The sequence below is a fragment of the Micromonospora sp. NPDC050276 genome (assembly GCF_044459545.1).
Classification (GTDB): Bacteria; Actinomycetota; Actinomycetes; order Mycobacteriales; family Micromonosporaceae; genus Micromonospora.
In genome coordinates this window covers 250,456-275,115 of record NZ_JBITJA010000007.1, presented here as the reverse complement: position 1 = coordinate 275,115, position 24,660 = coordinate 250,456, and the positions used below count along the sequence as shown (strand labels likewise).

At 70.1% G+C, this 24,660-nt stretch carries 25 protein-coding genes; 6 read left to right on the top strand and 19 right to left on the bottom strand.

Translation table 11 applies throughout. The features are described 5' to 3' along the window. Positions 1-2: 2 nt before the first annotated feature. The 5 genes from ACIBF8_RS17725 to ACIBF8_RS17705 all read right to left on the bottom strand — a co-directional run bounded on the left by ACIBF8_RS17725 (position 3) and on the right by ACIBF8_RS17705 (position 4,885). Complete coding sequence (locus ACIBF8_RS17725; protein WP_396784130.1) at positions 3-800, bottom strand: alpha/beta hydrolase; 798 nt, start codon at positions 798-800, stop codon at positions 3-5. Positions 801-1,000: 200 nt separating this feature from the next. Beyond that, positions 1,001-1,330, bottom strand: a complete 330-nt coding sequence (locus ACIBF8_RS17720; RefSeq protein ID WP_036411703.1) for a hypothetical protein — start codon at positions 1,328-1,330, stop codon at positions 1,001-1,003. A 63-nt stretch (positions 1,331-1,393) separates the two neighbouring features. Beyond that, positions 1,394-3,184, bottom strand: a complete 1,791-nt coding sequence (locus ACIBF8_RS17715; protein ID WP_396784129.1) for a 3-hydroxyacyl-CoA dehydrogenase family protein — start codon at positions 3,182-3,184, stop codon at positions 1,394-1,396. A gap of 126 nt (positions 3,185-3,310) precedes the next feature. Continuing rightward, positions 3,311-4,408: an alpha/beta fold hydrolase gene (locus ACIBF8_RS17710; protein ID WP_396784126.1), complete on the bottom strand. Its 1,098-nt coding sequence runs from the start codon at positions 4,406-4,408 to the stop codon at positions 3,311-3,313. A gap of 111 nt (positions 4,409-4,519) precedes the next feature. After that, positions 4,520-4,885 (bottom strand): FHA domain-containing protein, encoded by a 366-nt coding sequence (locus ACIBF8_RS17705; RefSeq protein WP_396784322.1) that lies wholly within the window; start codon positions 4,883-4,885, stop codon positions 4,520-4,522. 305 nt (positions 4,886-5,190) lie between these two features. Between ACIBF8_RS17705 and ACIBF8_RS17700 the strand changes: the two genes are divergently transcribed. Continuing rightward, positions 5,191-6,687, top strand: coding sequence for an aldehyde dehydrogenase family protein (locus ACIBF8_RS17700; protein ID WP_396784124.1), 1,497 nt, complete (start codon positions 5,191-5,193; stop codon positions 6,685-6,687). Positions 6,688-6,726: 39 nt separating this feature from the next. On the opposite strand, the gene nucS is transcribed toward ACIBF8_RS17700, so the two are convergent. Continuing rightward, the gene (nucS, locus tag ACIBF8_RS17695; protein ID WP_278141394.1) at positions 6,727-7,386 is read right to left on the bottom strand and encodes an endonuclease NucS; all 660 of its coding nucleotides are present in this window, start codon (positions 7,384-7,386) and stop codon (positions 6,727-6,729) included. Positions 7,387-7,457: 71 nt separating this feature from the next. Here nucS and ACIBF8_RS17690 point away from each other — a divergent pair, with 71 nt between their 5' ends. Further along, positions 7,458-8,075: a DUF4126 domain-containing protein gene (locus ACIBF8_RS17690; protein ID WP_396784123.1), complete on the top strand. Its 618-nt coding sequence runs from the start codon at positions 7,458-7,460 to the stop codon at positions 8,073-8,075. Between the two features lie 88 nt (positions 8,076-8,163). Then, the gene (locus ACIBF8_RS17685) at positions 8,164-8,460 is read left to right on the top strand and encodes a DUF1540 domain-containing protein (RefSeq protein ID WP_328652364.1); all 297 of its coding nucleotides are present in this window, start codon (positions 8,164-8,166) and stop codon (positions 8,458-8,460) included. 30 nt (positions 8,461-8,490) lie between these two features. Here ACIBF8_RS17685 and ACIBF8_RS17680 read toward each other — a convergent pair whose 3' ends face one another. Beyond that, positions 8,491-10,497: a protein meaA gene (locus ACIBF8_RS17680; RefSeq protein WP_396784121.1), complete on the bottom strand. Its 2,007-nt coding sequence runs from the start codon at positions 10,495-10,497 to the stop codon at positions 8,491-8,493. Positions 10,498-10,648: 151 nt separating this feature from the next. Between ACIBF8_RS17680 and ACIBF8_RS17675 the strand changes: the two genes are divergently transcribed. Together ACIBF8_RS17675 and ACIBF8_RS17670 are read left to right on the top strand one after the other, a co-directional pair. Continuing rightward, a complete protein-coding gene (locus ACIBF8_RS17675; RefSeq protein ID WP_396784119.1) occupies positions 10,649-11,500 on the top strand; it encodes an ABC transporter ATP-binding protein in 852 nt (283 codons plus the stop codon). Beyond that, a complete protein-coding gene (locus ACIBF8_RS17670; RefSeq protein WP_396784117.1) occupies positions 11,497-12,342 on the top strand; it encodes an ABC transporter permease in 846 nt (281 codons plus the stop codon). Before ACIBF8_RS17675 ends, ACIBF8_RS17670 begins: the two co-directional genes overlap by 4 nt. Before the next feature lie 42 nt (positions 12,343-12,384). Here ACIBF8_RS17670 and ACIBF8_RS17665 read toward each other — a convergent pair whose 3' ends face one another. Beyond that, positions 12,385-13,233 carry a 3-hydroxyacyl-CoA dehydrogenase family protein gene (locus ACIBF8_RS17665; protein ID WP_088987891.1) on the bottom strand — a complete coding sequence of 283 codons (849 nt, stop codon included), beginning with the start codon at positions 13,231-13,233 and terminating at the stop codon, positions 12,385-12,387. 93 nt (positions 13,234-13,326) lie between these two features. Next, positions 13,327-14,769 (bottom strand): UDP-N-acetylglucosamine 1-carboxyvinyltransferase, encoded by a 1,443-nt coding sequence (gene murA, locus ACIBF8_RS17660; protein ID WP_396784115.1) that lies wholly within the window; start codon positions 14,767-14,769, stop codon positions 13,327-13,329. Here murA and ACIBF8_RS17655 point away from each other — a divergent pair. Next, positions 14,768-15,340 (top strand): cob(I)yrinic acid a,c-diamide adenosyltransferase, encoded by a 573-nt coding sequence (locus tag ACIBF8_RS17655; protein ID WP_396784113.1) that lies wholly within the window; start codon positions 14,768-14,770, stop codon positions 15,338-15,340. The genes murA and ACIBF8_RS17655 overlap by 2 nt on opposite strands. 458 nt (positions 15,341-15,798) lie before the next feature. Here ACIBF8_RS17655 and ACIBF8_RS17650 read toward each other — a convergent pair whose 3' ends face one another. The 10 genes from ACIBF8_RS17650 to atpB form a co-directional block, all read right to left on the bottom strand. After that, a complete protein-coding gene (locus ACIBF8_RS17650) occupies positions 15,799-16,254 on the bottom strand; it encodes a DUF2550 domain-containing protein (protein WP_124857610.1) in 456 nt (151 codons plus the stop codon). Positions 16,255-16,266: 12 nt separating this feature from the next. Further along, a complete protein-coding gene (locus ACIBF8_RS17645; RefSeq protein ID WP_030333186.1) occupies positions 16,267-16,548 on the bottom strand; it encodes a F0F1 ATP synthase subunit epsilon in 282 nt (93 codons plus the stop codon). A gap of 88 nt (positions 16,549-16,636) precedes the next feature. Continuing rightward, positions 16,637-17,779, bottom strand: coding sequence for an LCP family protein (locus ACIBF8_RS17640; RefSeq protein ID WP_396784111.1), 1,143 nt, complete (start codon positions 17,777-17,779; stop codon positions 16,637-16,639). 224 nt (positions 17,780-18,003) lie between these two features. Then, positions 18,004-19,440 (bottom strand): F0F1 ATP synthase subunit beta, encoded by a 1,437-nt coding sequence (gene atpD / locus ACIBF8_RS17635; RefSeq protein ID WP_350858522.1) that lies wholly within the window; start codon positions 19,438-19,440, stop codon positions 18,004-18,006. Next, positions 19,440-20,369 (bottom strand): F0F1 ATP synthase subunit gamma, encoded by a 930-nt coding sequence (locus ACIBF8_RS17630; protein ID WP_210785814.1) that lies wholly within the window; start codon positions 20,367-20,369, stop codon positions 19,440-19,442. The genes atpD and ACIBF8_RS17630 overlap by 1 nt, the downstream gene beginning before the upstream one ends. Positions 20,370-20,373: 4 nt before the next feature. Beyond that, a complete protein-coding gene (gene atpA, locus ACIBF8_RS17625) occupies positions 20,374-22,026 on the bottom strand; it encodes a F0F1 ATP synthase subunit alpha (protein WP_396784109.1) in 1,653 nt (550 codons plus the stop codon). Positions 22,027-22,167: 141 nt separating this feature from the next. Next, entirely contained in the window at positions 22,168-22,989 is an 822-nt protein-coding gene (locus ACIBF8_RS17620; protein WP_396784107.1) for a F0F1 ATP synthase subunit delta, read from the bottom strand. Then, a complete protein-coding gene (locus tag ACIBF8_RS17615) occupies positions 22,989-23,528 on the bottom strand; it encodes a F0F1 ATP synthase subunit B (protein WP_130404094.1) in 540 nt (179 codons plus the stop codon). Before ACIBF8_RS17615 ends, ACIBF8_RS17620 begins: the two co-directional genes overlap by 1 nt. Positions 23,529-23,554: 26 nt before the next feature. Further along, a complete protein-coding gene (locus ACIBF8_RS17610) occupies positions 23,555-23,788 on the bottom strand; it encodes an ATP synthase F0 subunit C (RefSeq protein ID WP_030488047.1) in 234 nt (77 codons plus the stop codon). Positions 23,789-23,854: 66 nt separating this feature from the next. Then, positions 23,855-24,652, bottom strand: coding sequence for a F0F1 ATP synthase subunit A (gene atpB, locus ACIBF8_RS17605; RefSeq protein ID WP_396784105.1), 798 nt, complete (start codon positions 24,650-24,652; stop codon positions 23,855-23,857). Positions 24,653-24,660 lie beyond the last annotated feature (8 nt).

Sequence of the window (24,660 nt, the reverse complement as noted above, 5' to 3'; positions counted from 1 at the left end):
CGTCAGTCGCCCGGCTTGGGGACGGGCGTGTCGGCGAAGGCGGCCACCGTCCGGTCGGCGTACGCGCTGACGTCGCCGGCCTCCATCGGGCCGTCCCAGGTCGTCGGCAGCGGCACCTCGACGGCCGGGTTGACCCGCCGCACGATCTCGTCGAGCACGGTCTCCGCGTCACCCACCCAGAGGTGCTTGGCGCCCGGCACCCCGACCACCTCGGCCTGCGGCACGGCGGCGAACCGCTCCCGCGCCTCGGCCGGGCGCAGGTAGTCGTCGAACTCCGGCACCAGCGCCACCAGCGGACGACCCGAGCTGGCCCAGGTGGCCAGATCGTCCGGGGCGGAGAAGCGCAGCGGCGGGGAGAGCAGGATCGCCCCGGCGATCGTCGGGTCGCAGCCGTACTTCAGCGCCAGATCGGTGCCGAACGACCAACCCACGAGCCAGATGTTGGGCAGCTCGGCGAACTCCGCGTACTCGATGGCGGCGGCCACGTCGTACCGCTCACCCACCGCGCCGTCGAAGGCGCCCTCGCTGGTGCCGCGCACGCTGCTGGTGCCGCGGGTGTTGAACCGCAGCACGGCCAGGTCGGCCAGGGCGGGCAGCCGCCAGGCCGCCTTGCGGAACACGTGGCTGTCCATCATTCCGCCGTGGGTGGGCAGCGGGTGCAGGCAGACCAGGGTGGCCACCGGCGGCCGGTCGGCCGGCAGAGCCAGCTCACCGACCAGTCGCAGACCGTCGGCGGTGTGCAGCTCGATGTCCTCCCGGCGGCCGGGCAGGATCGACCACGCGCGGATCGCTGTGCTCACCGCCCAAGTCTGTCGCGAAGTCGCCGCCGCCGCCCGCCCAGGCACCAACAGGGTGACCCAGGTCGCTCAGGCCGGGAGCGCGAGACGCCCCCGGTCGCTCAGGCCGGGAGCGCGAGACGCCCCGGGTCGCTCAGGCCGGGAGCGCGAGACGCCCCGGGTCGCTCAGGCCGGGAGCGCAAGTGCGCCCCGCCCCGGGTCGGTCAGTAGCGCGGGGTGCCCCGGCCGCGCTGCACCGCCGGGCCGCGCCGGTCCCGGGCCCGCCAGCAGCCGCTGTGCCAGTGCCGCCGATCGGTTAGGTCACCCAGGCCGTCCGCCGGCCAGGCCACCAGGTGCGCCACCCCGGGTCGGATCTCCTGGTCACAACCGGGGCAGCGGTACGTCTTGACCGACGCGCCCGCCCCGATGCCGCGTACCTGCCAGGCGCCGTCGGTCCACTGCTGCACCGAGGCGACGCCCTGCCGGACCCGATCGGCGTCCAGGTTGGCGTTCTCGTCCCGGCGAGGGCGATTGCGACGGGGGCTCACAGTCACCAAGCGTACGTTCCGGCGGCGAGGCCGACCGGAGCGGTCACCAGGTCTAAGGCGTTGACCGGGTCAGCGGTGCGAGTGGTCGCGGAAGCCGCGGCGGGTCTTGCGGCCCAGGTAGCCGGCGGTGACCAGGTGCTCCAGCAGCGGCGCGGGCGCGAAGCCCGGCTCCCGCAGCTCCAGGTACAGCTCGCGCTGAATGGCCAGCGAGACGTCCAGCCCGACGACGTCGAGCAGCTCGAACGGGCCCATCGGGTAGCCGCAGCCCAGCTTCATCGCGTGGTCGATGTCATCGGCCGTCGAGTAGCTGGCCTCCAGCATCTTCACCGCGTCGTTCAGGTACGGGAAGAGCAGCGCGTTGACGATGAACCCGGACCGGTCGCCGCAGACCACGCCGGTCTTGCCGAGCGCGGCGCACACGGCGCGGGCGGTGGCGGTGGCCTCCGGGGAGGTGCGGATGGTGCGGACGACCTCGACCAGCGGCATGACCGGCGCCGGGTTGAAGAAGTGCAGCCCCACCACGTCGGCCGGCCGCTGGGTGGCCATCGCCACGTCGATCACCGGCAGCGACGAGGTGGTGGTGGCCAGCACCACGCCCGGCTTGCAGATCTCGTCGAGGCTGGCGAAGAGGGCCTTCTTGACGCTCAGCTCCTCGACGACCGCCTCGACCACCAGGTCGACGTCGGCGAGGTGGTCCAGCGTGGCGGACCAGCTGACCCGGCCGAGGGCGGCGTCCCGATCCGCCTCGGCGAGCTTGCCGCGCACCACGCCCTTGTTCAGCGAGGTCTTCACCGCCTCGCAGACCGTCGCGGACTTCTCCATGCCGCGGGTCACCGAGACGACCTCGTAGCCGGCCTTCGCGAACACCTCGATGATCCCGGTGGCCATGGTGCCGGAGCCCACCACGCCGACCTTGGTGATGGCGCGGGCGCCGTCGGCGAGCGCCGACTCCGTGTCCAGCGGCGTCGCCTCGTCCGGTACGACCTTCGGCGAACCGGGCCGCTCGTAGGTGTAGAAGCCCCGACCCGATTTCCGGCCGAGCAGCCCCGCCGTCACCATCTGCTTGAGCAGCGGCACCGGGGCGTGCCGGCGGTCCCGCCCGCCGCGCCGGTACATGGTGTCCAGGATCTCGTACGCGGTGTCCAGGCCGATCAGGTCCATCAGCGCCAGCGGGCCCATCGGCAGGCCACAGCCGAGCTTCATGGCGGCGTCGATGTCCTCCCGGGTCGCGTAGTGCGACTCGAACATGCCGACCGCGTGGTTGAGGTAGCCGAACAGCAACGCGTTGGCGATGAAGCCGGCCCGGTCGTTGATGGTGACGTCGACCTTGCCGAGCCGGGCGCAGAGCGCCTCGACGTCGGCGACCACCTCGGGTGCGGTGACGACCGTGCGGACCACCTCGACCAGCTTCATCACCGGGGCGGGGTTGAAGAAGTGGATGCCGATCACCTGGTTGGGCCGGCTGGTGGCCACCGAGATCTCGGTGACGCTCAGCGACGAGGTGTTGGTGGCGAGGATCGCCTCCGGTCGGCAGACCCGGTCCAGCTCCGCGAAGATCCGCTGCTTGAGGTCCAGGTGCTCGGGCACCGCCTCGATGACCAGGTCGACGGAGTGCAGCGCGTCCAGCCCGACCGCGAAGTGCACCCGCTCGTGCAGGGCGTCGCGGTCCGCCTCGGCGAGCTTGCCCTTGGCGACCGCCCGGTCGGTGGAACCGGTGAGGGTGGCCCGGCCCCGCTCCAGCGCCGGCGCGGAGATCTCCACGGCCACCACGTCGATGCCGTTGCGGGCGAAGACCTCGACGATGCCGGCACCCATGGTGCCCAGCCCCACCACGCCCACGGTGCTGAACTCGCGCGCCACGACCGGCCTCCCCAGAGACTCCGCACGACCGCTGAACGGCCGCTAAGGTTATGCGCGCGAGTCTGCCACGTGACGGTGAGTTGTCGAGACGCCGTGGCATATTTCACCCACGGCGCCGCGGGCCCGCTACCCGGCCGACAGCTGGACCGCCGTTCCGGCGGCTGCCACGCCGGTCAGGGCCAACAGCTCCGCGACGAACTCCGCCGGGCGCTCCAGGTGCGGGCTGTGACCGCAGCCGGGCAGCACCACCTCGTGGTACGCGCCGCCGGCCGCGGCGTACCGGTCCAGCACCGCCCGGGTCTGGCCGATCATCGGCTGCGGTGGGCAGGCGTCCGCGCCGGGCCAGCCGGGCACCAGGTCCAGCGAACCCAGGTACGCCAGGTCGAACAGCGAGGTGTCCGAGACGATGACGTCGGCGTCTCCGCGTACCCAGGTGACTGGGGGCTTTTCGGCGACGGCCACCAGCTCGTCGGCGAGCCGGAACCAGGTCGGCGCGAGCGCGTTGAGCACCCCGCGCTCCCCCGGCGCGGTGCCCGGCCAGTTCTCCGAGGGCACCGCCGTGCCCGGGTAGTTGTCGTCCCCGGTGGCGGTGGAGAGCACCGTATCCAGCAGCAGATCCTCGTCCGCACCCAACGAGGCGGGATCGGCCACATAGGTGGCTCGCAGGACGGCGCGCGGGCTGGCCGGGGTGTCCGCGCTCCGGTCGCCGGCCGCGAGCCGGGCGACGAAGTCCAGGTTCGCCGTGCCGGCGCCGGTGCCGGCGAAGTCGGGGGTGGTCGGCGTGCCGGTCAGGTCGCGGGTCCCACCGAAGCCGTACGGGGAGACCGGCGCCGCCAGCAGCAACGCCCCGACCCGGTCCGGACGGTCGACCAGCAGCCGCATCGCGACTCCGCCGCCGAGCGAGTGCCCGACCACCACCGGACGGGCGTCGGCGTGAAACAGCGTCGGGTCGTCCAGCAGGGCGGCCACGTCGTCGGCGAAGTCGCGCAGCCCTCGGGTGGCGTCCACCGGGGCCGTCTCGGAGTCGCCGTACCCCCGCAGGTCGGGGGCGACCACCCGCAGCGTGGGCGGCAGCCGCCGGACCAGCGGCTCCCAGAAGAGCGCGGACGAGCAGTTGCCGTGGATCAGCAGCACCGGCGTGCCGTCCGGCGGGCCGGCCACCCGTACCGCCTGGGTGATGCCGTTCGCCGTCACGGTCCGCTGCTCGGTCTCCATCCGCGGCATGCTGCCACGCCCCACCCCGCCGGTCCAGGTGTCGCACCGCCACCCGGCGGCGTCGGCCGGTGTGGCCGACCGCCAGGCGTCAGCTGCCCGGGTCGGGAAGACCGCAGGCGGTCAGCGGCGCGTGGCCGGCGGTGCGGCCAGCGGCAGGGGCAGCGTCAGTCGGACGTCCCGCCGGGACGGGCCGAAGCTGAGCCCCACCGGATCGGTGAGCGCCACCCCGGGGTCGAACAGGCGCAGCTCGGTACGGCCGAGTCGGATCACGTCACCGTCGGAGATTCGTTCCACCTCGGTGATCCGTCGGTCGTTGAGCCAGGTGCCGTTGGTGGAGCCGAGGTCCCGTAGGGAGGGGCCCTCCGGCGCCAGCCACACCTCGGCGTGACGACGGCTCAGGTGCGGGTCGTTGATGACCACCTGACCTGTCGGCGCACGGCCGATCACCTGAGGTTCGGTACCCATGCGAAAGCTCGCTCCGCGCATCGGTCCACCCGCGACCGTCAACAGCGGCATCAGTTCCGGATGTTCCTCCATGGACAGTCAGCCCTCCACCCCACACCGTCACTCCGCGCGTCAGCCTGCCACCAGACGGTAGTCGTCAATACCCACCGGCCGGTCAGCCTCTCGCCACCTCCCGGCCACCTGCTGTTCGCCGATTCGGCGGGCCGGGACCGCTGTCAACACGCTGACCTGCACTGATCAACGATCGGTCCGTCCGGTGCGACGCCGGTCCCACCGCCTCGAATCGGGACCTACCGGCGAGTAATCCTCGGGTCTAGACTTCCGCCATGACGGCTGTGCATGCCCCGGGGGTTCCGGTCATCGAGGCGGGCCGGCTGGTCTCCACCAGCCCGGCGACCGGCGCCGAGGCCGCTCGCCTCCCGGTCGCCACGGATGCCGACGTGTGGCAGGCCGTCGACCGGGCCCGCACCGCCGGCGAGTGGTGGGCCGGTCTCGGCTTCACCGGCCGCCGCGAGCGGATGCTGCGGTGGCGTGCCCTGCTCGCCAGGCGGATCGAGCAGTTGGCCGAGCTGGTGCACGTCGAGGGCGGAAAGCCGGTGGCCGACGCCATCGTCGAGATCGTCACCGCGATCGAGCACATCGACTGGGCCGCCCGCAACGCCGGCCGCGTGCTCGGTCCACGTCGGGTGCGATCCCGGCTCATCCTCGCCGAGTTCTCCGGGCACCTCGAATACCAGCCGTACGGCGTGGTCGGTGTGATCGGGCCATGGAACTATCCGGTCTTCACCCCGATCGGCTCCGTCGCGTACGCCCTCGCCGCCGGCAACGGCGTGGTGCTCAAGCCGAGCGAATACACGCCCGCGGTCGGCCAGTGGCTGGTGGACAGCTTCGCCGAAGTGGTGCCCGAGCAGCCGGTGTTCACCGCCGTGCACGGGCTGGGCGACGTGGGTGCCGCCCTGTGCCGCTCCGGGGTCGACAAGCTGGCCTTCACCGGCTCCACCGCCACCGCTCGAAAGGTGATGGCCGCCTGCGCCGAGACGCTGACGCCGGTGCTCATCGAGGGCGGCGGCAAGGACGCCATGATCGTCGACAGCGACGCCAACCTGGACGCGGCCGCCGAGGCGTGCGTCTGGGGTGGCATGACCAACGCGGGTCAGACCTGCATCGGCATCGAGCGGGTGTACGCCGTCGACGCCGTCTTCGACGCCTTCGTCGACAAGGTGGTGGCCCGCGCAGGTCGGCTGACCGTCGGGCCGGAGGGCACCGACATCGGCCCGATCACCATGCCGAAGCAGATCGACGTCATTCGCCGGCACATCGATGCCGCGATCACCTCCGGTGGGCGGGCCGTGCTCGGCGGCCCGGACGCCGTGCGGCCGCCGTACGTCCACCCGACCGTGCTCGTGGACGTCCCGGAGGATTCGGCCGCCGTCCGCGAGGAGACCTTCGGCCCCACGCTGACCATCAGCCGGGTCCGCGACGCCGACGAGGCCGTCGCCCGCGCCAACGCCCTGTCGTACGGCCTCGGGGGTTCGGTCTTCGGCCGACGACGGGCGGTGGCCATCGCCCGACGGCTGCGCTCCGGGATGGCCTCGATCAACTCCACGCTGACCTTCGCCGGCATGTCCACCCTGCCGTTCGGCGGGGTCGGCGACTCCGGCTTCGGGCGGATCCACGGGGCGGACGGGCTGCGCGAGTTCGGCCGAGCCAAGGCGATCACCCGGCGTCGCGCCCGGTCACTGCTGCCGTCGATGACCTTCGAACGGACTCCGACCGACGTGGCCCGGCTCGTCAAGGCCATCAAGGTCATGTACGGAAGGTGAGGGCGGAAGCCGATCATCAGCGAGGATCGGCGCCAGCGGTCAGAAGAGGGTCAACTCGTCCTTCTCGATGCCACGCAGCTTGTCGTAGTCCACGACCACACACCGGATGCCCCGGTCGGTGGCGAGCACCCGGGCCTGCGGCTTGATCTCCTGGGCGGCGAAGACCCCGGCGACCGGGCTGAGCAGCGGGTCGCGGTTCATCAACTCGAGATAGCGGGTCAGCTGCTCCACCCCGTCGATGTCGCCCCGCCGCTTGACCTCGACGGCGACCGCACCCGCGTTGGCATCGCGGCACAGCAGGTCGACCGGGCCGATCGCCGTCATGTACTCGCGGCGCACCAGCGTGAACCCCTCACCCAGGGCGCCCGGGTTGGCGGCCAGCAACTCCTGCAGGTGCGCCTCCACCCCGTCCTTGCGCAGGCCCGGATCCACCCCCAACTCGTACGAGGTGTCCTGGAAAATCTCCTCCAGGGTGATCCGCAGCTCCTCGCCAGCCTTGTTGACGACCCGCCACACACCGGGGGCCTCCTCCAGCCGACACGGCGGGCTCATCCAGTTCAACGGCTTGTACGCCCGGTCGTCGGCGTGGATCGACACCGACCCGTCCGCCTTCACCATCAGCAACCGGGTGGCCGGCGGCAGGTGAGCCGAGAGCCGTCCGACGTAGTCCACCGAGCACTTCGCAATGACCAACCGCACCCGACGAGGGTAGCCGAGCACCCACCGGTCGCCAGCGAGCGGCACTGGCGCGTCGATGCGATGCTGAGACCGTGTTCGAAGTCCTCACCGGCACCGGTCTCGCCGCCTCGGCGGGGCTGAACGCCTACATACCCCTGCTCATCCTCGGTCTGCTCGGCCGCTACACCGACCTGATCGACCTGCCCACCGGCTGGACCTGGCTCGGCAACGGCTGGGTCATCGCCATCATGGCCGTGCTGCTCGCCGTGGAAATGGTGGCGGACAAGGTGCCAGTGGTCGACCACATCAACGACGTGGTGCAGACCGTGGTCCGGCCCACTGCCGGTGGCCTGGCCTTCGGCGCCGGCTCCTCGTCGGAGACGGTGACGGTCAGCGATCCGGGAAGCTTCTTCTCGACCCACCAGTGGGTGCCGGTGGTCACCGGCGTGCTGCTGGCGCTGGGTGTGCACCTGCTCAAGTCCGCGGCCCGGCCGGTGATCAACGCGACCACCGCCGGGTTCGGCGCCCCGGTGGCCAGCACCGCCGAGGACGCCACCAGCGTGGTGGTCTCCCTGGCGGCGATCATCCTGCCGGTGTTGGTGCTCGTCTTCCTGGTCGGCCTGGCCTTCTTCATCTTCTGGTTCGTGCGCCGCCGTTCCGACCGACGCCGCGAACGAGAGGCGGCCCGCGCCGCCGGCTTCCGCGTCTGACGCGTGCCGGCCTGCGGGGGTCGCCATACCGGGGTTCCGCGGGCCGGCAAAAGCCTAGTATCGGGGCAAGAGCCTTGAGGAGGTCGGCATGACCGCAGCGTTGGAGATGCCCCGAGTCCAGGAATGTGTCGTCGCCGCGTGCGCGTACAACCAGTCAGGTGACTGCCACGCCTTCGCGATCACGATCGGCAGCATGGATCACGCGCACTGCCACACCTTCGTCGAGTCGCCCGTCCGGGGCGGCGTGGAGAACCTGATCGCGCAGGTGGGCGCCTGCCAGCGCGCCGACTGCCGGCACAACGAGCAGCTGGAGTGCCACGCCGCGTCCATCCGGGTCGGCCCGGACAACGACATGGCCGACTGCATGACCTACGCCGGCCGCTGACGGGCCGGCGAGGCTGACCCGCAGGCCCGATCAGGGCAGGTCGTTGGCGCGACGGATGACCGTCACCAGGTCGTCGATGATGCCGGTGAGGGCGAAGTCCTTCGGGGTGAAGACCCGGGCGACCCCGGCGGCCCGGAGGGTGTCCGCGTCCCGGGCCGGGATGATGCCGCCGACGACCACCGGCAGGTCCGCCCGGCCGGCGGCGCGCAGCCCGTCCAGCACCGCGGGCACGGCGGCCAGGTGCGAGCCGGAGAGCACGGAGAGCCCGACCAGGTCGACGTCCTCCTCCACGGCGGCGGCGACGATCTGCCCCGCGGTCAACCGGATGCCCTGATAGACGACCTCGAAGCCGGCGTCGCGGGCGCGGACCGCGATCTGCTCCGCGCCGTTGGAGTGCCCGTCCAGGCCGGGCTTGCCGACCAGCAGCCGCAGCCGGCCGCTGCCCAGTTCCCGTGCCGTCGCGGTGACCCGCTCGCGGACGGCCGCGAGGCCCGGCTCGCCGCCGCTGCCGGCGGCACCGGTCATGCCGGTCGGCGCCCGGTACTCGCCGAAGACCTGGCGCAGCGCGCCGGCCCACTCGCCGGTGGTCACCCCGGCCCGCACGCACTCCAGGGTCGCCGGCATCAGGTTGGCGGTGGTCGCGGCGTCCGCGCGGAGCCGGGCCAGCGCCGCGTCGACGACGGCCGCGTCCCGGTCGGCCCGCCACCGGCGTACGCCGTCCGCGGCGGCCGCCTCCACCTCGGGATCAACCTGCTCGACGGCGCCCGCACCGGCGGCGGTCAGCGGAGAGGGTTCGGTCTCGGTGTACCGGTTGACCCCGACCACCACGTCGGCACCGGATTCCATCCGACGGCGCCGATCGGCCAGCGACGCGACCAGCGCGCTCTTGAGGTAGCCGGTCTCCACGGCGGCGACGACGCCGCCCAGCTCCAGCACCTTGTCCAGCTCGACCCGCGCCCCGGTGACAACCTCGTCGACCAGCGCGGTCATCACGTGTGAACCGGCGAAGAGGTCGGGATATTCGAGCAGATCCGACTCGTACGCCAGGACCTGCTGCATCCGCAGCGACCACTGCTGATCCCACGGGCGGGGCAGGCCGAGCGCCTCGTTCCAGGCGGGCAGTTGGACCGCGCGGGCCCGGGCGTCGCGGGACATCGTCACGCCGAGCATCTCCAGCACGATGCGCTGGATGTTGTTCTCCGGCTGCGCCTCGGTGAGACCGAGCGAGTTGACCTGCACGCCGTAGCGGAACCGCCGTTGCCGGGCGTCGGTGACCCCGTACCGGTCCCGGGTGATCTCGTCCCAGAGCACGCCGAACGCGCGCATCTTGGCGATCTCCTCGACGAAGCGCACCCCCGCGTTGACGAAGAACGAGATCCGCTGCACCACGTCGCCCATCCGCTCGGCGGGCACCTGGCCGGAGTCACGCACCGCGTCGAGCACGGCGACCGCGGTGGCCAGTGCGAAGCCCACCTCCTGCACGGGCGTGGCGCCGGCCTCCTGGAGGTGGTACGAGCAGATGTTGACCGGGTTCCACCGGGGCATCTCGCGCAGCGTGTACGCCACCACGTCGGCCGTGAGCCGCAGCGACGCCGCCGGCGGAAAGATGTACGTGCCCCGGGACAGGTACTCCTTGATGATGTCGTTCTGGGTGGTGCCGGCGCAGCCGGTCAGGTCGGCACCCTGCTCCAGCCCCACGGTGCCGTACAGGGCGAGCAGCCACATCGCCGGGGCGTTGATGGTCATCGACGTGTTCGTGTCGGCCAGCGGGAGACCGTCGAAGAGCGCCCGCATGTCGCCGAGGTGGGCCACCGGCACGCCGACCCGTCCGACCTCGCCGGTGGCGAGCTCATGGTCCGGGTCGTACCCGGTCTGGGTGGGCAGGTCGAAGGCGACCGAGAGGCCGGTCTGCCCCTTCGCCAGGTTGCGGCGGAAGAGGGCGTTGGTCGCCGCGGCCGATGAGTGGCCGGCGTAGGTGCGCATCACCCACGGGCGGTCCCGCTCGGGTAGCCGCCCGGGGAATGCCGTCTCATCCATGGCCGGAGTCTAAGTTACCGTTCAGTAAAAGGTGCTGTGGAAAACCACACAGGTCCATGTCGGGGACGTCCGGGTGCCAAGCGCCCGCGGTGGCGCGGACCGCCACACCCCGGGCACCCGCCGGGCCGGGTCAGGACGCACACTGGACGGCATGGATGACGAGCTGGCCATCTCCGTCCGAGGGCTGCGCAAGGCGTACGGCGACAACGTGGCGGTGGCGGGCGTGGATCTGGACGTCCGCCGTGGCGAGGTGTTCGCGCTGCTGGGCCCGAACGGCGCCGGCAAGACCACCACGGTGGAGATCCTGGAGGGCTACCGCCGCCGGGATGCCGGCGAGGTCTCCGTGCTCGGCGCGGACCCGGCCAATCCGAACGCCGAGTGGCGTTCCCGGGTCGGCATCGTGCTCCAGGGCACCGGCGAGTTCGACGAGCTGACCGTGGCCGAGGTGATCCGGCACTTCTCCGGCTTCTACCCGGACGCCGACGACCCGGCCAAGGTGATCGAACGGGTCGGGCTGGCCGACAAGGCGAAGGCCCGTACGCACACGCTCTCCGGTGGGCAGAAGCGCCGCCTGGACGTGGCCCTGGGCATCATCGGCCGCCCCGAGTTGCTGTTCCTCGACGAGCCGACCACCGGCTTCGACCCGGAGGCCCGCCGCGAGTTCTGGGAGCTGATCCGCGACCTCGCCGCGGCCGGCACCACCATCGTGCTCACCACGCACTACCTGGACGAGGCCGAGGCCCTCGCCGACCGGGTCGGCGTGATCGCCGGCGGCCGGCTGGTCGAGGTCGCCGCGCCCAACCGGCTGGGCAATCGCCAGGAGGCCCTCGCGACTATCTCCTGGCGTACCCCGGAAGGGACCCTTGAGAGCGCCCAGAGCGCGACGCCGACGGCCTTCGTGGCCGACCTCGCCGCGCGCTACGGCGGCGAGGTCCCCGGGCTCACGGTGACCCGGCCGACCCTGGAGGACGTCTACCTCACCATGATCGGACACGCGCGATGACGACCACGACGAAGCCGGCGGCGCCGGTCGCCGCGACCCGCAGCCGACGGCCGGGTGCCGCCGCGCTCGCCCTGCGTCAGGGCCGGCTGGAGATCACCCAGTTCCTGCGCAGCCGGGAGTCGGTGGTCTTCACGATGGGTTTCCCCATCATCATGATCCTGATCTTCGCGTCGATCTTCGACGGCACGATCGGCGGCGGGGTCAAGTTCACCCAGTACTTCATCACCGGCATGATCGCGACCGGCCTGATGACGGTGAGCTTCCAGAACCTCGGCATCTGGATCCCGATCGAACGGGACCGGGGCGTGCTCAAGCGTTACCGGGGCACGCCGATGCCGAAGTGGGTCTGGTTCGCCGGCAAAGTGATCATGGTGGTGGCGATCGGCATCGCCGAGACGGCACTGCTGCTGGCCGTCGCGGTGGCGCTGTTCGACCTCGACCTGCCGGGCACCGCCGCGAAGTGGCTCACCTTCGGCTGGGTCGCCGTGCTCGGGGTGACCGCGTGCACCCTGTGCGGCATCGCGATCTCGTCGCTGGCCCGCACCGCCCGCAGCGGCTCGGCGGTGGTCACCCCGGTCGCCCTGATCCTTCAGTTCATCTCCGGGGTGTTCTTCGTCTTCACCGACCTGCCCACCTGGATGCAGCAGGTGGCGGCGCTGTTCCCGCTCAAGTGGATGTGCCAGGGGTTGCGGTCGGTGTTCCTGCCAGAGAGCTTCGGCGCGCAGGAGCCGGGCGGCTCGTTCGAGCTGGGCCGGGTGGCGGTGGTGCTGGCCCTCTGGTGCGTGATCGGTGTGCTGCTCTGCCTGACCACGTTCCGCTGGACCACCAAGCGCGACGGCTGAGCGGCCGACCGGGGCGGGTGCCCGCCCCGGTCGGCCCTACTCTCAGTAGGTGTAGAAACCCTTGCCGGTCTTGCGGCCCAGGTCGCCGGCGGTGACCATCCGCTGGAGCAGCTCCGGCGGGAAGAACTTCTCGTCGGCCGTGTCGGTGTAGATGTTCTTCGAGGCGTGCAGCAGCACGTCCACGCCGGTCAGGTCGGTGGTGGCCAGCGGGCCCATCGCGTGCCCGAAGCCCAGGCGGCAGGCGGTGTCCAGGTCCTCCGCGGACACCACCCCGGACTCGACCAGTTTGACCGCCTCCATCACCAGGGCGGAGATCAGCCGAGTCGTGACGAAGCCGGCGATGTCCCGGTTCACCACCACGACCGTCTTGCCGATCTCCTCGGCGAAGGCGCGCGCCGTGTCCAGGGTGGCGTCGCTGGTCTTGTAACCGCGAACCAGCTCGCAGAGCTGCATCATCGGCACCGGCGAGAAGAAGTGGGTGCCGACGACCGCCTCGGGCCGTTCGGTCACCGCGGCGATCTGGGTGACCGGAATGGCCGAGGTGTTGGTGGCCAGCACCGCGTCCGACTTGCAGATCTTGTCCAGGGCGCGGAACACCTCGTGCTTGATCTCCAGCCGCTCGAAGACCGCCTCGACCACGATGTCCGCGTCCGCCGCCGCCTCCAGATCGGTGGTCGGGGTGATCCGGGCCAGCGTCGCCTCGACCTCGGACGCCTCGATCCGACCCTTCTCGGCGAACTTCTCCAGCGACTTCCGGATGCCACCGAGCCCCCGGGTGGTGGCCGCGTCGTCCAGATCGCGCAGCGTCACCTGCCAGCCCGCCTGCGCCGCCACCTGGGCGATGCCGGAACCCATCAACCCGGCCCCGACGACCGCGAGTCGACCCGCCATCTACTTCTCCCTCGCTGCGATTGAGTGCCTGCCTGCACCCTAGTCGGCGAGCCTGAACGATGGCTAAGTGGCGGCCCCCGGCCGCCCTCGGCGTCAGATCTCCAGCGAGGGCTCCTCCGGCGTCGTCCCCCGCTCGACCGCCACCCCGAGCGCGCGCAGGTCGGCCACGAAATCCGGGTAGCCCCGGTCGACGTGGTGCACGTGGGAGACCTCGGTGACCCCCTCCGCGCAGAGCCCGGCGATGATCAGCCCCGCACCGGCACGGATGTCGGTGGCCCGTACCGGGGCGCCGGAGAGCCGCTCCCGGCCCCGGACCACCGCGTGATGCCCGTCGGTCTTGATGTCCGCGCCGAGCCGCATCATCTCGTTGGCGAACATGAACCGGCCGTCGAAGATGTTCTCGGTGATCAGAGAAGCGCCGTCGCTGACGGCGGCCAACCCGATCGCCATCGGCAGCAGATCGGTGGCGAAGCCGGGGTACGGCAGCGTCACCACGTCCACCGCCCGGGGCCGCTCGTCCATCCGGACCCGGAAGCCGTCCCCCCGGGTCTCCACCAGGCCGCCGGCGGCCACCACCTTGTCCAGCGCGACCTCCAGGAAGGCCGGGTCCAGCCCGGTCACCGTCACGTCGCCCCGGGTCATCGCCGCGCCGAACGCCCAGGTGCCGGCGACGATCCGGTCCCCCACCGTGGCGTGCCGCACCGGGCGCAGACCGGGCACCCCGGTGATCCGCAACGTGGACGTCCCCGCTCCGGCGATACGCGCGCCCATCTGATTGAGCATCGTGCAGATGTCGACGATCTCCGGCTCCCGAGCCGCGTTGTCGATCATCGTGGTGCCCTGGGCCAGCACCGCCGCCATCACCAGATTCTCGGTCGCACCGACGCTGGGGAAGTCCAACACGATGTCCGCGCCGCGCAGGCCGTGCGGGGCGGAGGCGATGACGAACCCGTGCTCACCGGAGATCTCCGCGCCCATCCGGGTCAGCCCGGAGATGTGCATGTCCAACCCCCGCGACCCGATCGCGTCGCCGCCAGGATGGGCAACCCGCACGTACCCCCGGCGGGCCAGCAGCGGGCCGAGCACGCAGATCGAGGCCCGCAACCGTCGGACCAGGTCGTAGTCGGCGTCCACACCCGGCTGCTCGGGTACGTCGATCGTCACCGACCGGGACCGGGCCACCCCACCGCGAGCGACCATCGGGTCGACCGGGTCGTCCGCGTCGAACTGGACGTCGCAGCCCAGCCGGCGCAGCACCTCGCCCATGATCGCGATATCGGTGATCCGGGGAACGTTGGTGATCACGCTGCGGCCGGGTGCGAGCAGCGCGGCGGCCATCAGCTTCAACGCCGAGTTCTTGGCACCGACCACGTGCACGGTGCCGACCAGGCGGGCGTCACCGTGCACCCGAATGACGTCGACATCGTTCAACGCCGGATCGCCAGCGTCGCCGGGGCCCACCACCACCGGCCAACCGGCGGCGCTGTCCGGCCGCGCCGGGATCGTCAGGTCGGGAATCCGTAGGCTGTGCGTCATGGCCGTCCACCTCACGCGCATCTACACCAAGGCCGGCGACGCCGGCATGACCAGGCTGAGCAACAACGAGCAGGTGCCGAAGACCGATCCGCGGATCGCCGCGTACGCGGATGTCGACGAGTGCAACGCGGCGATCGGCGTCGCGGTCGCGCTGGGAAACCTCGACGAGGAGCTTCGCGGCGTGCTGGGGTCGGTGCAGAACGACCTGTTCGACGTCGGCGCCGACCTGTCCACCCCGGTAGAGCCGGAGCCGAAGTACCCGCCGCTGCGGGTGACCGAGGAGTACGTCGAGCGCCTGGAGGGCTGGTGCGACGAGTACAACGCACGCCTGAGCAAGCTCGACTCCTTCATCCTCCCCGGCGGCACCGCGGGCGCGGCACTGCTGCACGTGGCGCGGACCGTCGCCCGGCGTGCTGAGCGGGCGGCGTGGGCGCTGGTCAGCCACGATCCGGAACGAACCAGCACGCTCCCGGCAAAGTATCTCAACCGGCTCTCCGATCTGCTCTTTATCCTGTCAAGAACGGCAAATCCGGCAGGAGATGTGCTATGGGTGCCGGGCGGCAAGCGCTGACCGACGGCGCTCCGCACCACGTCGAGCTGTGGATTCCCACTCTGCCCGCCACCACGCGTCGCCATAGCCGACTCACCGGCCCGCCTGACTCCTCAACCCCCGTCCGACTCACCGGCCCGGCCTGACTCCTCAACCCCCGGCCGACTCACCGGCCCGGCCGATCCCTCAGGCCAGGCCCACCACTGCCTTGGTCAACTCCGGTTTCTTGATGTCGGGGCATCCCGACCAGCAGGACACCCCGACATCAAGAAAACCGAGTCGATCAACCCACCCCGGACCGCTGAGGGGGCGGGACTCGGCTGCATCGGTAACGGCAGGTGACAAGAGCCCACGCCGGACCGACGGACAGCGGCAACGACGGGTCTCCGGGGGAGCCCGCCCGGCGCAGGGATCAAGCCTTACCGCCCGGAGCCGGGCGGGCTCCCCCGGAAACCCAGAAGAGCAACCAAAGGCGAGCCTCAGGCAGCCGGCCAGTCCTGGGAGGCCATACGCGGCGAGACCGCCCCCGGAGGGGCGGCCTCGAGCCAAGACAGAAAACCGGTCACGGTCGATCGCGCCATGGCGATCTCCACCGGTGCGTGGTGACTGGTACAGCGGAGGATCACCCAGTCGGCCGGCATGGAGAACCGTTCCTGACCTTCGGGCAACCGGCGGCGCTCCACCGCCAGGCCCTTTCGGGAGAGCACCCGCTTGGGCCGGATCGCGAAGCTGAACATTCGGTACCAGCGCAGCTCGTCACCGGCGAACCGGCCGAAGCCGGGCGACCAGCCACGGCCGTCGAGCATGGTGGAGACCCGGACGCTGAGCCGGATGATGCCACCGCTACGGGTGACGAGAGCTCGCCGGACGAAGAGGATCAGAAGCGCGCCGAGGATGACGACAACGCCGATTCCGAATCCTTCGACGATCTCCATCCCCGGTGTGGCTCAGCGGCTCTGCGCGGAGACCGGGGTTGCGCTCTCGGCCAGCACGGTGACACCGTCGGCGCTCACCGAGAGGAAGCCGCCGGCCACCTCGTAGGCGACCTGCTCGCCGCCGGCGAGCTTGATGCGTACCTGGCCGGGCTCGGCGAGCTGGCCGAGCAGCGGCGCGTGCCCCGGCAGGACACCGAGCTCGCCCTCGGTCGTCCGGGCGACGACCATCTCGGCGTCACCGGACCAGACCTTCTCCTCGACGGCGACGAGCTCGACGTGAAGCTGCTGTGCCACGCTGTCTCCTTGCTGCGGCTACGGATTGCCGAAAGTCTAGCCTGACGATGCGGCGCGCCCAACGCGGGTGGGGACAACGCCGGCCCGACTACTTGGCCTTGTTCACGAATTCCGGGTGCTCGAGCAGGAACGGGTCGAGTTGCTCGTTGTGCAGGGCGGTGAAGAAGTCCGGGACCCCCGCCTGGAACTGCTCTCCCAGGTACCTCTTACCCTCGAAGACGCCACCACCGGGGAGCTTGATCATCTCAATCGTGTTCGGGCGGATGTCCTTCAGGGCGAGCCCGAAGTCGACCACGCTGTTACCCCGACCGTTGAAGATCAGTGACTGGCCGGCGGCGCGGAGCACCTTGTCCAGCTTGATGGGGTTGGACACCACGTCGGCGCTGAACGCCTGGCCGACCATGGCCTTGACGAACTGCTGCTGGTGGCGCTGCCGGCCATAGTCGGAATCCGGGACGCCGTTCTTCGGGTAGCGCTGCCGGACGTAGTCCAACGCCTGCCACCCACTCAGATGCTGGTTGCCCTTCTTGTAGAGCGCCTGCGGGCCGATGTAGCCCTCCCCGCGAGGGTTGCCCGGCCGCGGCTTGCCGTCCGGCTGCTTGTGCTCGGACTTCACGTCCCGCTCGATGTACATGTCGACACCACCCATGGCGTCGACGATCTTCTGGAAGCCGGTGAAGTTGATGATCGCCCCAGCGTCGAAACGCTTGATGCCGGTCACCTTCTGCACTGTGGTGGCCAGCAGCTCGAAGCCCCGTGCCGCGTCGGGGTTGGCCCCCGGCACCTTGCTGCCGAACGACATAGCCGCGTTGATCTTCGTGGTCTCGCCCGGGAAGTCGGCCTTCTTGAACGGCGGGATGTCCACGTAGAGGTCACGTGGCAGCGAGAACAGGTAGGCCCGGTCCATCGAGGCCGGCACGTGCAGCACCATGATCGAGTCGGCCAGTGGCGCGGCCGTCGGCGTACGCGGGTCGATGCCGACGAGCAGGATGTTGAGTGGACCCTTGATCTCGCTCTTCTTCGCCTGAGCGCCCGCCGCCTGGTCGCCGAACAGGTCGGCCTTGCCGACAGCCCCCTCGTAACGGGCCATGAGCACCTCGGTGCCGACCAGCACGGCGCCGCTGAGCACGGTCAGCACGGTGCCGAACACCGTGCAGATCCTGGCCCACCGCGGCACACCCCGCCAGATGGACGGCTTGCGGCCACTCTTGCCGGCCTTACCCACGAGCATCTCCGTTCGTTACGCCCACGACGAGGAAGACGGGCGCACGTCGCCGAAAGGTTGCAAAGATCAACGCTCGTTCAGGTGAGCGCGCGGAACGAACCGTATCTCGGGAGCCTCGGAAGTGACGACCACGAGTAACGGACCGCGACGATGGTAAGGCGCGAACATGAACAAAAGACTGCCCCGGCATTGCCGGGGCAGTCTTTTTGTTACGGGTTTGACGGGGCTTGTCAGCCCTTCATCAGCTCCTCAGCCTTGCGCTCCAGGTCCTCGAGACCGCCGCACATGAAGAACGCCTGCTCGGGGAAGTGATCGTACTCACCCTCGCTGATCTTGCGGAACGCCTCGATGGTCTCCTTGATCGGGACCGTCGAGCCCGGCACGCCGGTGAACTGCTCCGCCGCGTAGGTGTTCTGCGAGAGGAAGCGCTCGATCCGCCGGGCGCGAGCCACGGTGATCTTGTCTTCCTCGGAGAGCTCCTCGATGCCGAGGATGGCGATGATGTCCTGGAGGTCGCGGTAGCGCTGCAGGATCCGCTTCACCTCGGTGGCCACCTGGAAGTGCTCGTTGCCGACGAACTCCGGGGCGAGGATCCGGGACGAGGACGCCAGCGGGTCCACTGCCGGGTAGATGCCCTTGTCGGAGATCGACCGCTCCAGGTTGGTGGTCGCGTCCAGGTGGGCGAACGTGGTGGCCGGGGCGGGGTCGGTGTAGTCGTCCGCCGGCACGTAGATCGCCTGCATGGAGGTGATGGCCTGACCCCGGACGGAGGTGATCCGCTCCTGGAGCTCGCCCATCTCGTCGGCCAGGGTCGGCTGGTAACCCACGGCGCTCGGCATACGGCCGAGCAGCGTGGACACCTCCGAACCGGCCTGCGTGAAGCGGAAGATGTTGTCGATGAAGAGCAGCACCTCCTGCTTCTTCACGTCCCGGAAGTACTCGGCCATGGTCAGCGCGGAGAGCGCCACCCGCAGCCGGGTGCCCGGCGGCTCGTCCATCTGGCCGTAGACCAGCGCGGTCTTGTCGATGACGCCGGACTCGGTCATTTCGGCGATGAGGTCGTTGCCCTCACGGGTGCGCTCACCCACGCCGGCGAACACCGAGGTACCACCGAAGTTGCGGGCAACCCGGGTGATCATCTCCTGGATGAGCACCGTCTTGCCCACGCCCGCGCCGCCGAACAGGCCGATCTTGCCGCCCTTGACGTACGGGGCGAGCAGGTCGATGACCTTGATGCCGGTCTCCAGCATCTCGGTCTTCGGCTCCAGGTCCGCGAAGGCCGGGGCCTTGCGGTGGATGCCCCACCGGTCGTCGGCCTCGAACGTCTCGCCCTCGGTGAGGTTGAGCACCTCGCCGATCGCGTTGAACACCTTGCCCTTGACCGCGTCGCCCACCGGCACCGTGATCGGCTCGCCGCGGTCGCGCACCTCGGCGCCACGGACCAGACCGTCGGTCGGCTGCATCGAGATGGCACGGACCAGGTTGTCACCCAGGTGCTGGGCGACCTCCAGGGTCAGCGTCTTCTCACCGCCGGACAGGTTCACCTTCACGTTCAAGGCGTTGAACAGGGCCGGCATGGCGTCGCGCGGGAATTCGGCGTCGACGACCGGGCCGATGACCCGGACCACGCGACCCGTGGCCGTCTTGGTCTCTACTGGTGCAGTCATCACACTTCACTTCCCGACGCGGCCAGCGCGTTGGCGCCGCCGACGATCTCGCTGATCTCCTGGGTGATCCCGGCCTGGCGAGCCGAGTTCATCTCGCGCGTGTACTTCTCGATCATCTCTTCGGCGTTGTCGGTGGCGCTCTTCATCGCCCGCCGCCGTGCCGCCGACTCACTCGCCGCCGACTCGATCAACGCCGCGTAGATCCGCGTGTTGATGTACCTCGGCAGGAGCGCGTCGAGCAGCGCCTCCGCCTCCGGCTCGAACTCGTACGCCGGCAGCAACCCCTCGGAGCGCGGCCGGTCCTCCACCTGCATCGGACCGATGACCTTGGTGACCGGGTTCTGCGTCATGAGCGAGTGGAACTCGGTGTAGACGATGTGCAACTCGTCGACGCCGAGCACCCCGTCCGCTCCGGCGCCGCCGTCGACGTCGTCCGCACCGGCCGTGAACGCCTTGATCAGCGTCTCACCAACGGTACGGGCGTCCTCGAACGACGGCTGCTCGCTGAACCCGGTCCAGTTCGCCTCGATCGGCCGCTCGCGGAACCGGTAAAACCCGACGCCCTTACGCCCGATGACGTAGAGCACCGGCTCCTTGCCGTCCGCCTTGAGCCGCGCGATCAGCGACTCCGCCATCCTGATCGCGTTGGAGCTGTAACCGCCGGCCAGGCCACGGTCGCTGGTGACCAACAGGACGCCCGCCCGCCGCACCCGCTCACGCGGGGTGAGCAACGGGTGGTCGATCCGCGCGTTGGACGCCAGCGCCGTGAGCACGCCGGTGATGGCCTGGGCGTACGGCAGGGACGCCTGCACCCGGGCCTGAGCCTTGGCGATCCGGCTCGTCGCCACGAGCTCCATCGCCTTGGTGATCTTCTTCATCGACTTCGCCGAGCGGATCCGTTGACGAAGAACGCGTACCTGGGCCGCCATGGGATCAGCTCTCGGCCGGGCGGTCGGTCGCGCCGTCGCGGAAGCGGGTCACCGTCTCGCGGTTCTCGTCACCCTCCAGCGGCGCGGCCGGCGCGTCGTTGACCTTGCGCTCGTCCTCCTTGCCGAGGAAGACCTGCTTGAACTCGGCGATCGCGCTGTCCAGCGAGCCGATGATGTCATCGTTCCACTGGTTGTCGGCGATGCCGGCCAGCACACCCTGGTGCTTGTGCCGCAGGTACTGGAGGAACTCCGACTCGAAGCGCCGAACCTCACCCACCGGGATGTCGTCCAGCTTGCCCTCGGTGCCGGCCCAGACCGAGACGACCTGCTCCTGCACCGGGAACGGCGAGTAGTTCGGCTGCTTGAGCAGCTCGACCAGGCGCGAACCGCGGTCCAGCTGGGCCCGGGAGGCCCGGTCCAGGTCGGAGGCGAAGGCGGCGAACGCCTCCAGCTCGCGGTACTGGGCGAGGTTGAGCCGCAGCGAACCGGCGACCTTCTTCATCGGCTTCACCTGCGCGGCGCCACCGACCCGGGAGACCGAGGTACCGACGTTGATCGCCGGACGGACGCCCTGGTTGAACAGGTCGGTCTCCAGGAAGATCTGGCCGTCGGTGATCGAGATGACGTTGGTCGGGATGAAGGCCGAGATGTCGTTGGCCTTCGTCTCGATGATCGGCAGACCGGTCATCGAGCCGCCACCCAGCTCGTCGGAGAGCTTCGCGCAACGCTCCAGCAGGCGGGAGTGCAGGTAGAAGACGTCACCCGGGTACGCCTCACGGCCCGGCGGGCGACGCAGCAGCAGCGACACGGCGCGGTACGCCTCGGCCTGCTTGCTCAGGTCGTCGAAGACGATCAGAACGTGCTTGCCGCCGTACATCCAGTGCTGCCCGATGGACGAGCCGGTGTACGGGGCGAGGTACTTGAAGCCAGCCGGGTCGGAGGCCGGCGAGGCGACGATGGTGGTGTATTCCATCGCGCCCGCCTCCTCGAGCTGCCCCTTGATGGAGGCGATCGTGGAGGCCTTCTGGCCGATGGCGACGTAGATGCAGCGAACCTGCTTCTTCGGGTCGCCGGTACGCCAGTTGTCCCGCTGGTTGAGGATCGCGTCCAGAGCGACCGTGGTCTTACCGGTCTTCCGGTCACCGATGATCAGCTGCCGCTGACCCCGACCGATCGGGGTCATCGCGTCGATGGCCTTGATGCCGGTCTGCAGCGGCTCGTCGACGGACTGCCGGGACATCACGTTCGGAGCCTGCAGCTCCAGCTCGCGGAAGCCCTCGTTGGCGATGTCGCCGAGCCCGTCGATCGGGTCGCCCAGCGCGTTGACCACGCGGCCGAGGAAGGCGTCGCCGACCGGAACGGAGAGAACCCGCTCGGTGCGCTTGACGCGCTGCCCTTCCTCCAGCTTGGCGGAGTCACCGAGAACGACGACGCCGATCTCCCGGACGTCGAGGTTCAACGCCACGCCGAGCGTGCCGTCCTCGAACTCCAGGAGCTCGTTGGTCATGGTCGAGGGCAGGCCCTCGACGTGGGCGATACCGTCACCGGTGTCGGCGACGGTGCCGACCTCCTCGCGGGAGACGTCGGACGAGTAGGAAGAGACGTAGCGCTCCAGGGCGCCGCGGATCTCCTCCGTCGAGATGGTCAGCTCGGCCATCCTCTGCTTCCTTAAAATTCAGGGGCCCGGGATACCTAGTACCGACCGGTCCGAATGGCGTCTGTCATTCCGGGCGCTGCGCGGTTCAGCCACCCCGACGCTGGGCGGCGAAGCCGCTCAGCCGCGGGGCGGCGAAGCCGATCAGCGCTTCGCGAGCGCGTTGCGGGTCTCGTTGAGGCGGCGCAGGATGGTGCCGTCGTACAGGTCGGAGCCGACCCGCACGCTCACGCCACCCAGGACGTGGGGGTCCACCGTCTGCTTGACGGAGACCTCTCGACCGTATATCGCGCTGAGGCTCGCACCCAGCCGGCGCTCGTCCTCGTCACTCAACGGGGCCGCGACGGTCACGTACGCCACCTGCCGGTCAGTTCGCTCGGCGGCGAGCTCCACCAGCCGGGTGAGCGCACCGGTGAAGGAGCGCCCCCCGTACCCGCCGAGGGCGACCTCGACCAGGCGGACGGTGACCGGACGGGCCTTGTCGGCGAGCAGCTCGCGGGCCAGGGTGGCCCGCTGCTCGACCGGGGCGACCGGGTCGGCGAGCGCGTTGCTCAGCGCCGACTGACCGGCCACGACCTGACCGAAGCGGAACAGCTCGTCCTCGACCTCGCCCAGCTCGCCGGCCTTGTCGGCGCTGGCCAGCAGCGCCTCCACGCCCAGCCGCTCGGCGCCGTCGAGCAACTCCGACGGTGCCGACCACCGGCCGGCGACCAGCGACACGAGCAGGTCGAGCGCGTCGGCGCCGATCCGCCCGCCCAGCATGTCGCCGAGCAGAGCGCCGCGGTCCTCGCCGGACCGGGCCGGCTCGGAGAGCGCCCGGCGCAGCCGCGGCTCGCGCCGCAGCAGGGTCGCCACGGAGAGGATGGCGTCGGCGGTGGAGGCCACCGCCGACGGCTCCGCGCCGCGGACGTACGCGTCGAGGCGCTCGGCCGCGACCTTGTACGACTCCCGGCTGGCGGCCTGCATCAGCGGGCCCCCGTGCTCTCGAGACCGCTCAGGAACCGGTCGACGGTGCCCTTGCGCCGCGCCTCGTCGGCCAGCGACTCGCCAACGATCTTGCTGGCCAGGTCCACCGCGATCGTGCCGACCTCCGCGCGCAGCTCGCGCACGATGGTGGCCCGCTCGGCGGCGAGCGCGTCCTTGCCCGCCTGGATGACCCGGTCGGACTCTTCCCGCGCCTTGGCGAGGATGTCCTGCCGGATGCCCTCGGCGTCGGCCCGCGCGTCGTCACGGATCTTGGCGGCGTCGGTCCGGGCCTCAGCGAGCTGGGCACGGTACTGCTCGAGCAGCTGGTTCGCCTCGGCCTGGGCGGCCTCGGCGCGCTTGATGCCGCCCTCGATCGCGTCGACCCGAGCCTGGAACGTCTGCTCCATGCGCGGGAAGACGAACTTCATCAGCACGAAGCAGAGCACGGCGAAGGCCACCGAACCGACCACGATCTCCTGCCAGAGCGGGATGATCGGGTTGTGGGCGGACTCACCACCCTCAGCGGCGAGGAAGTACATGGTTACCTCCCGGTCTAGGGGCGGGATCAGCCGGCCCAGATGAAGCCGAAGGCGATGCCCAGCAGCGCCAGCGCCTCGATGACGGCGAAGCCGATCCAGACGTACGGCAGGGTCATCCGCGACGACTCCGGCTGGCGGGCGGTCGACTGGATGTAGGCGGCGAAGACCAGGCCAACGCCGATGCCCGGGCCGATGGCCGCGAGGCCGTAGCCGATGGCGGCGGTGCTGCCCTCTACCGCGGCGAGAACGCTAGCGTCCATTGGTGTGGTTCCTCCTGGTTATCACGCGTGACTCTCACGCGGGACGACAACGGTTGGTGCGGTGGATCAGTGCTCTTCGGCGAGCGCGCCCTGCACGTAGCTGGCGGTGAGGACGGTGAAGACGTATGCCTGCAGGCAGATCACCAGGAACTCGAGGAAGGTGAGCGCGATGGTCATCACCCAGGAGAGCACCGAGACCGGAGCCAGCCAGGCATTGGCGCTCAGCATCGCGAAGCCGCCGAGCGTGAAGACCAGCAGGAGCATGTGACCGGCGAACATGTTCGCGAAGAGACGAACCGCGAGCGAGAACGGCCGGACGATGAAGGTGGAGAAGAGCTCGATCGGGATCAGCAGCGGCAGGATGTACCAGGGTGCCGGCGGGATCAACGAGTTCTTGAAGTATTTGACGAAGCCGTGCTTCTTGATGCCGATGTAGTTGAACAGCACGTAGCTGATGATCGCGAGGATCGCCGGGAAGGCGATGTGCGAGTTCGGCGAGATCTGGAAGAACGGGATGATCGCGAACGCGTTCGTCAGCAGCACGAAGCAGAAGAGCGTCGTGAAGTAGGGGGCGAACCGCACACCCGCGTGCCCGATCATGTCGACCGCGATGTTGTTGCGCACGAAGCCGTAGATCGACTCGGCGAACCACTGCTTCTTGGTCGGCACCAACTGCGGGTTCCGGTAGGTCGCCAAGAAGAAGATGATCAGGACGCCGACCGCGATCCAGACCATCGCCGTGATCTTGGTGAACCAGTACGAGTTCTCCACACCCCAGGGCAGGATGCTGGGCAGGTAGAAGTCGTCCACCGTGGGTGGGAATCCCGCCTGGCCCGCTGCCAGAACGTTCGCCTGTCCGAACACCGCGTCCC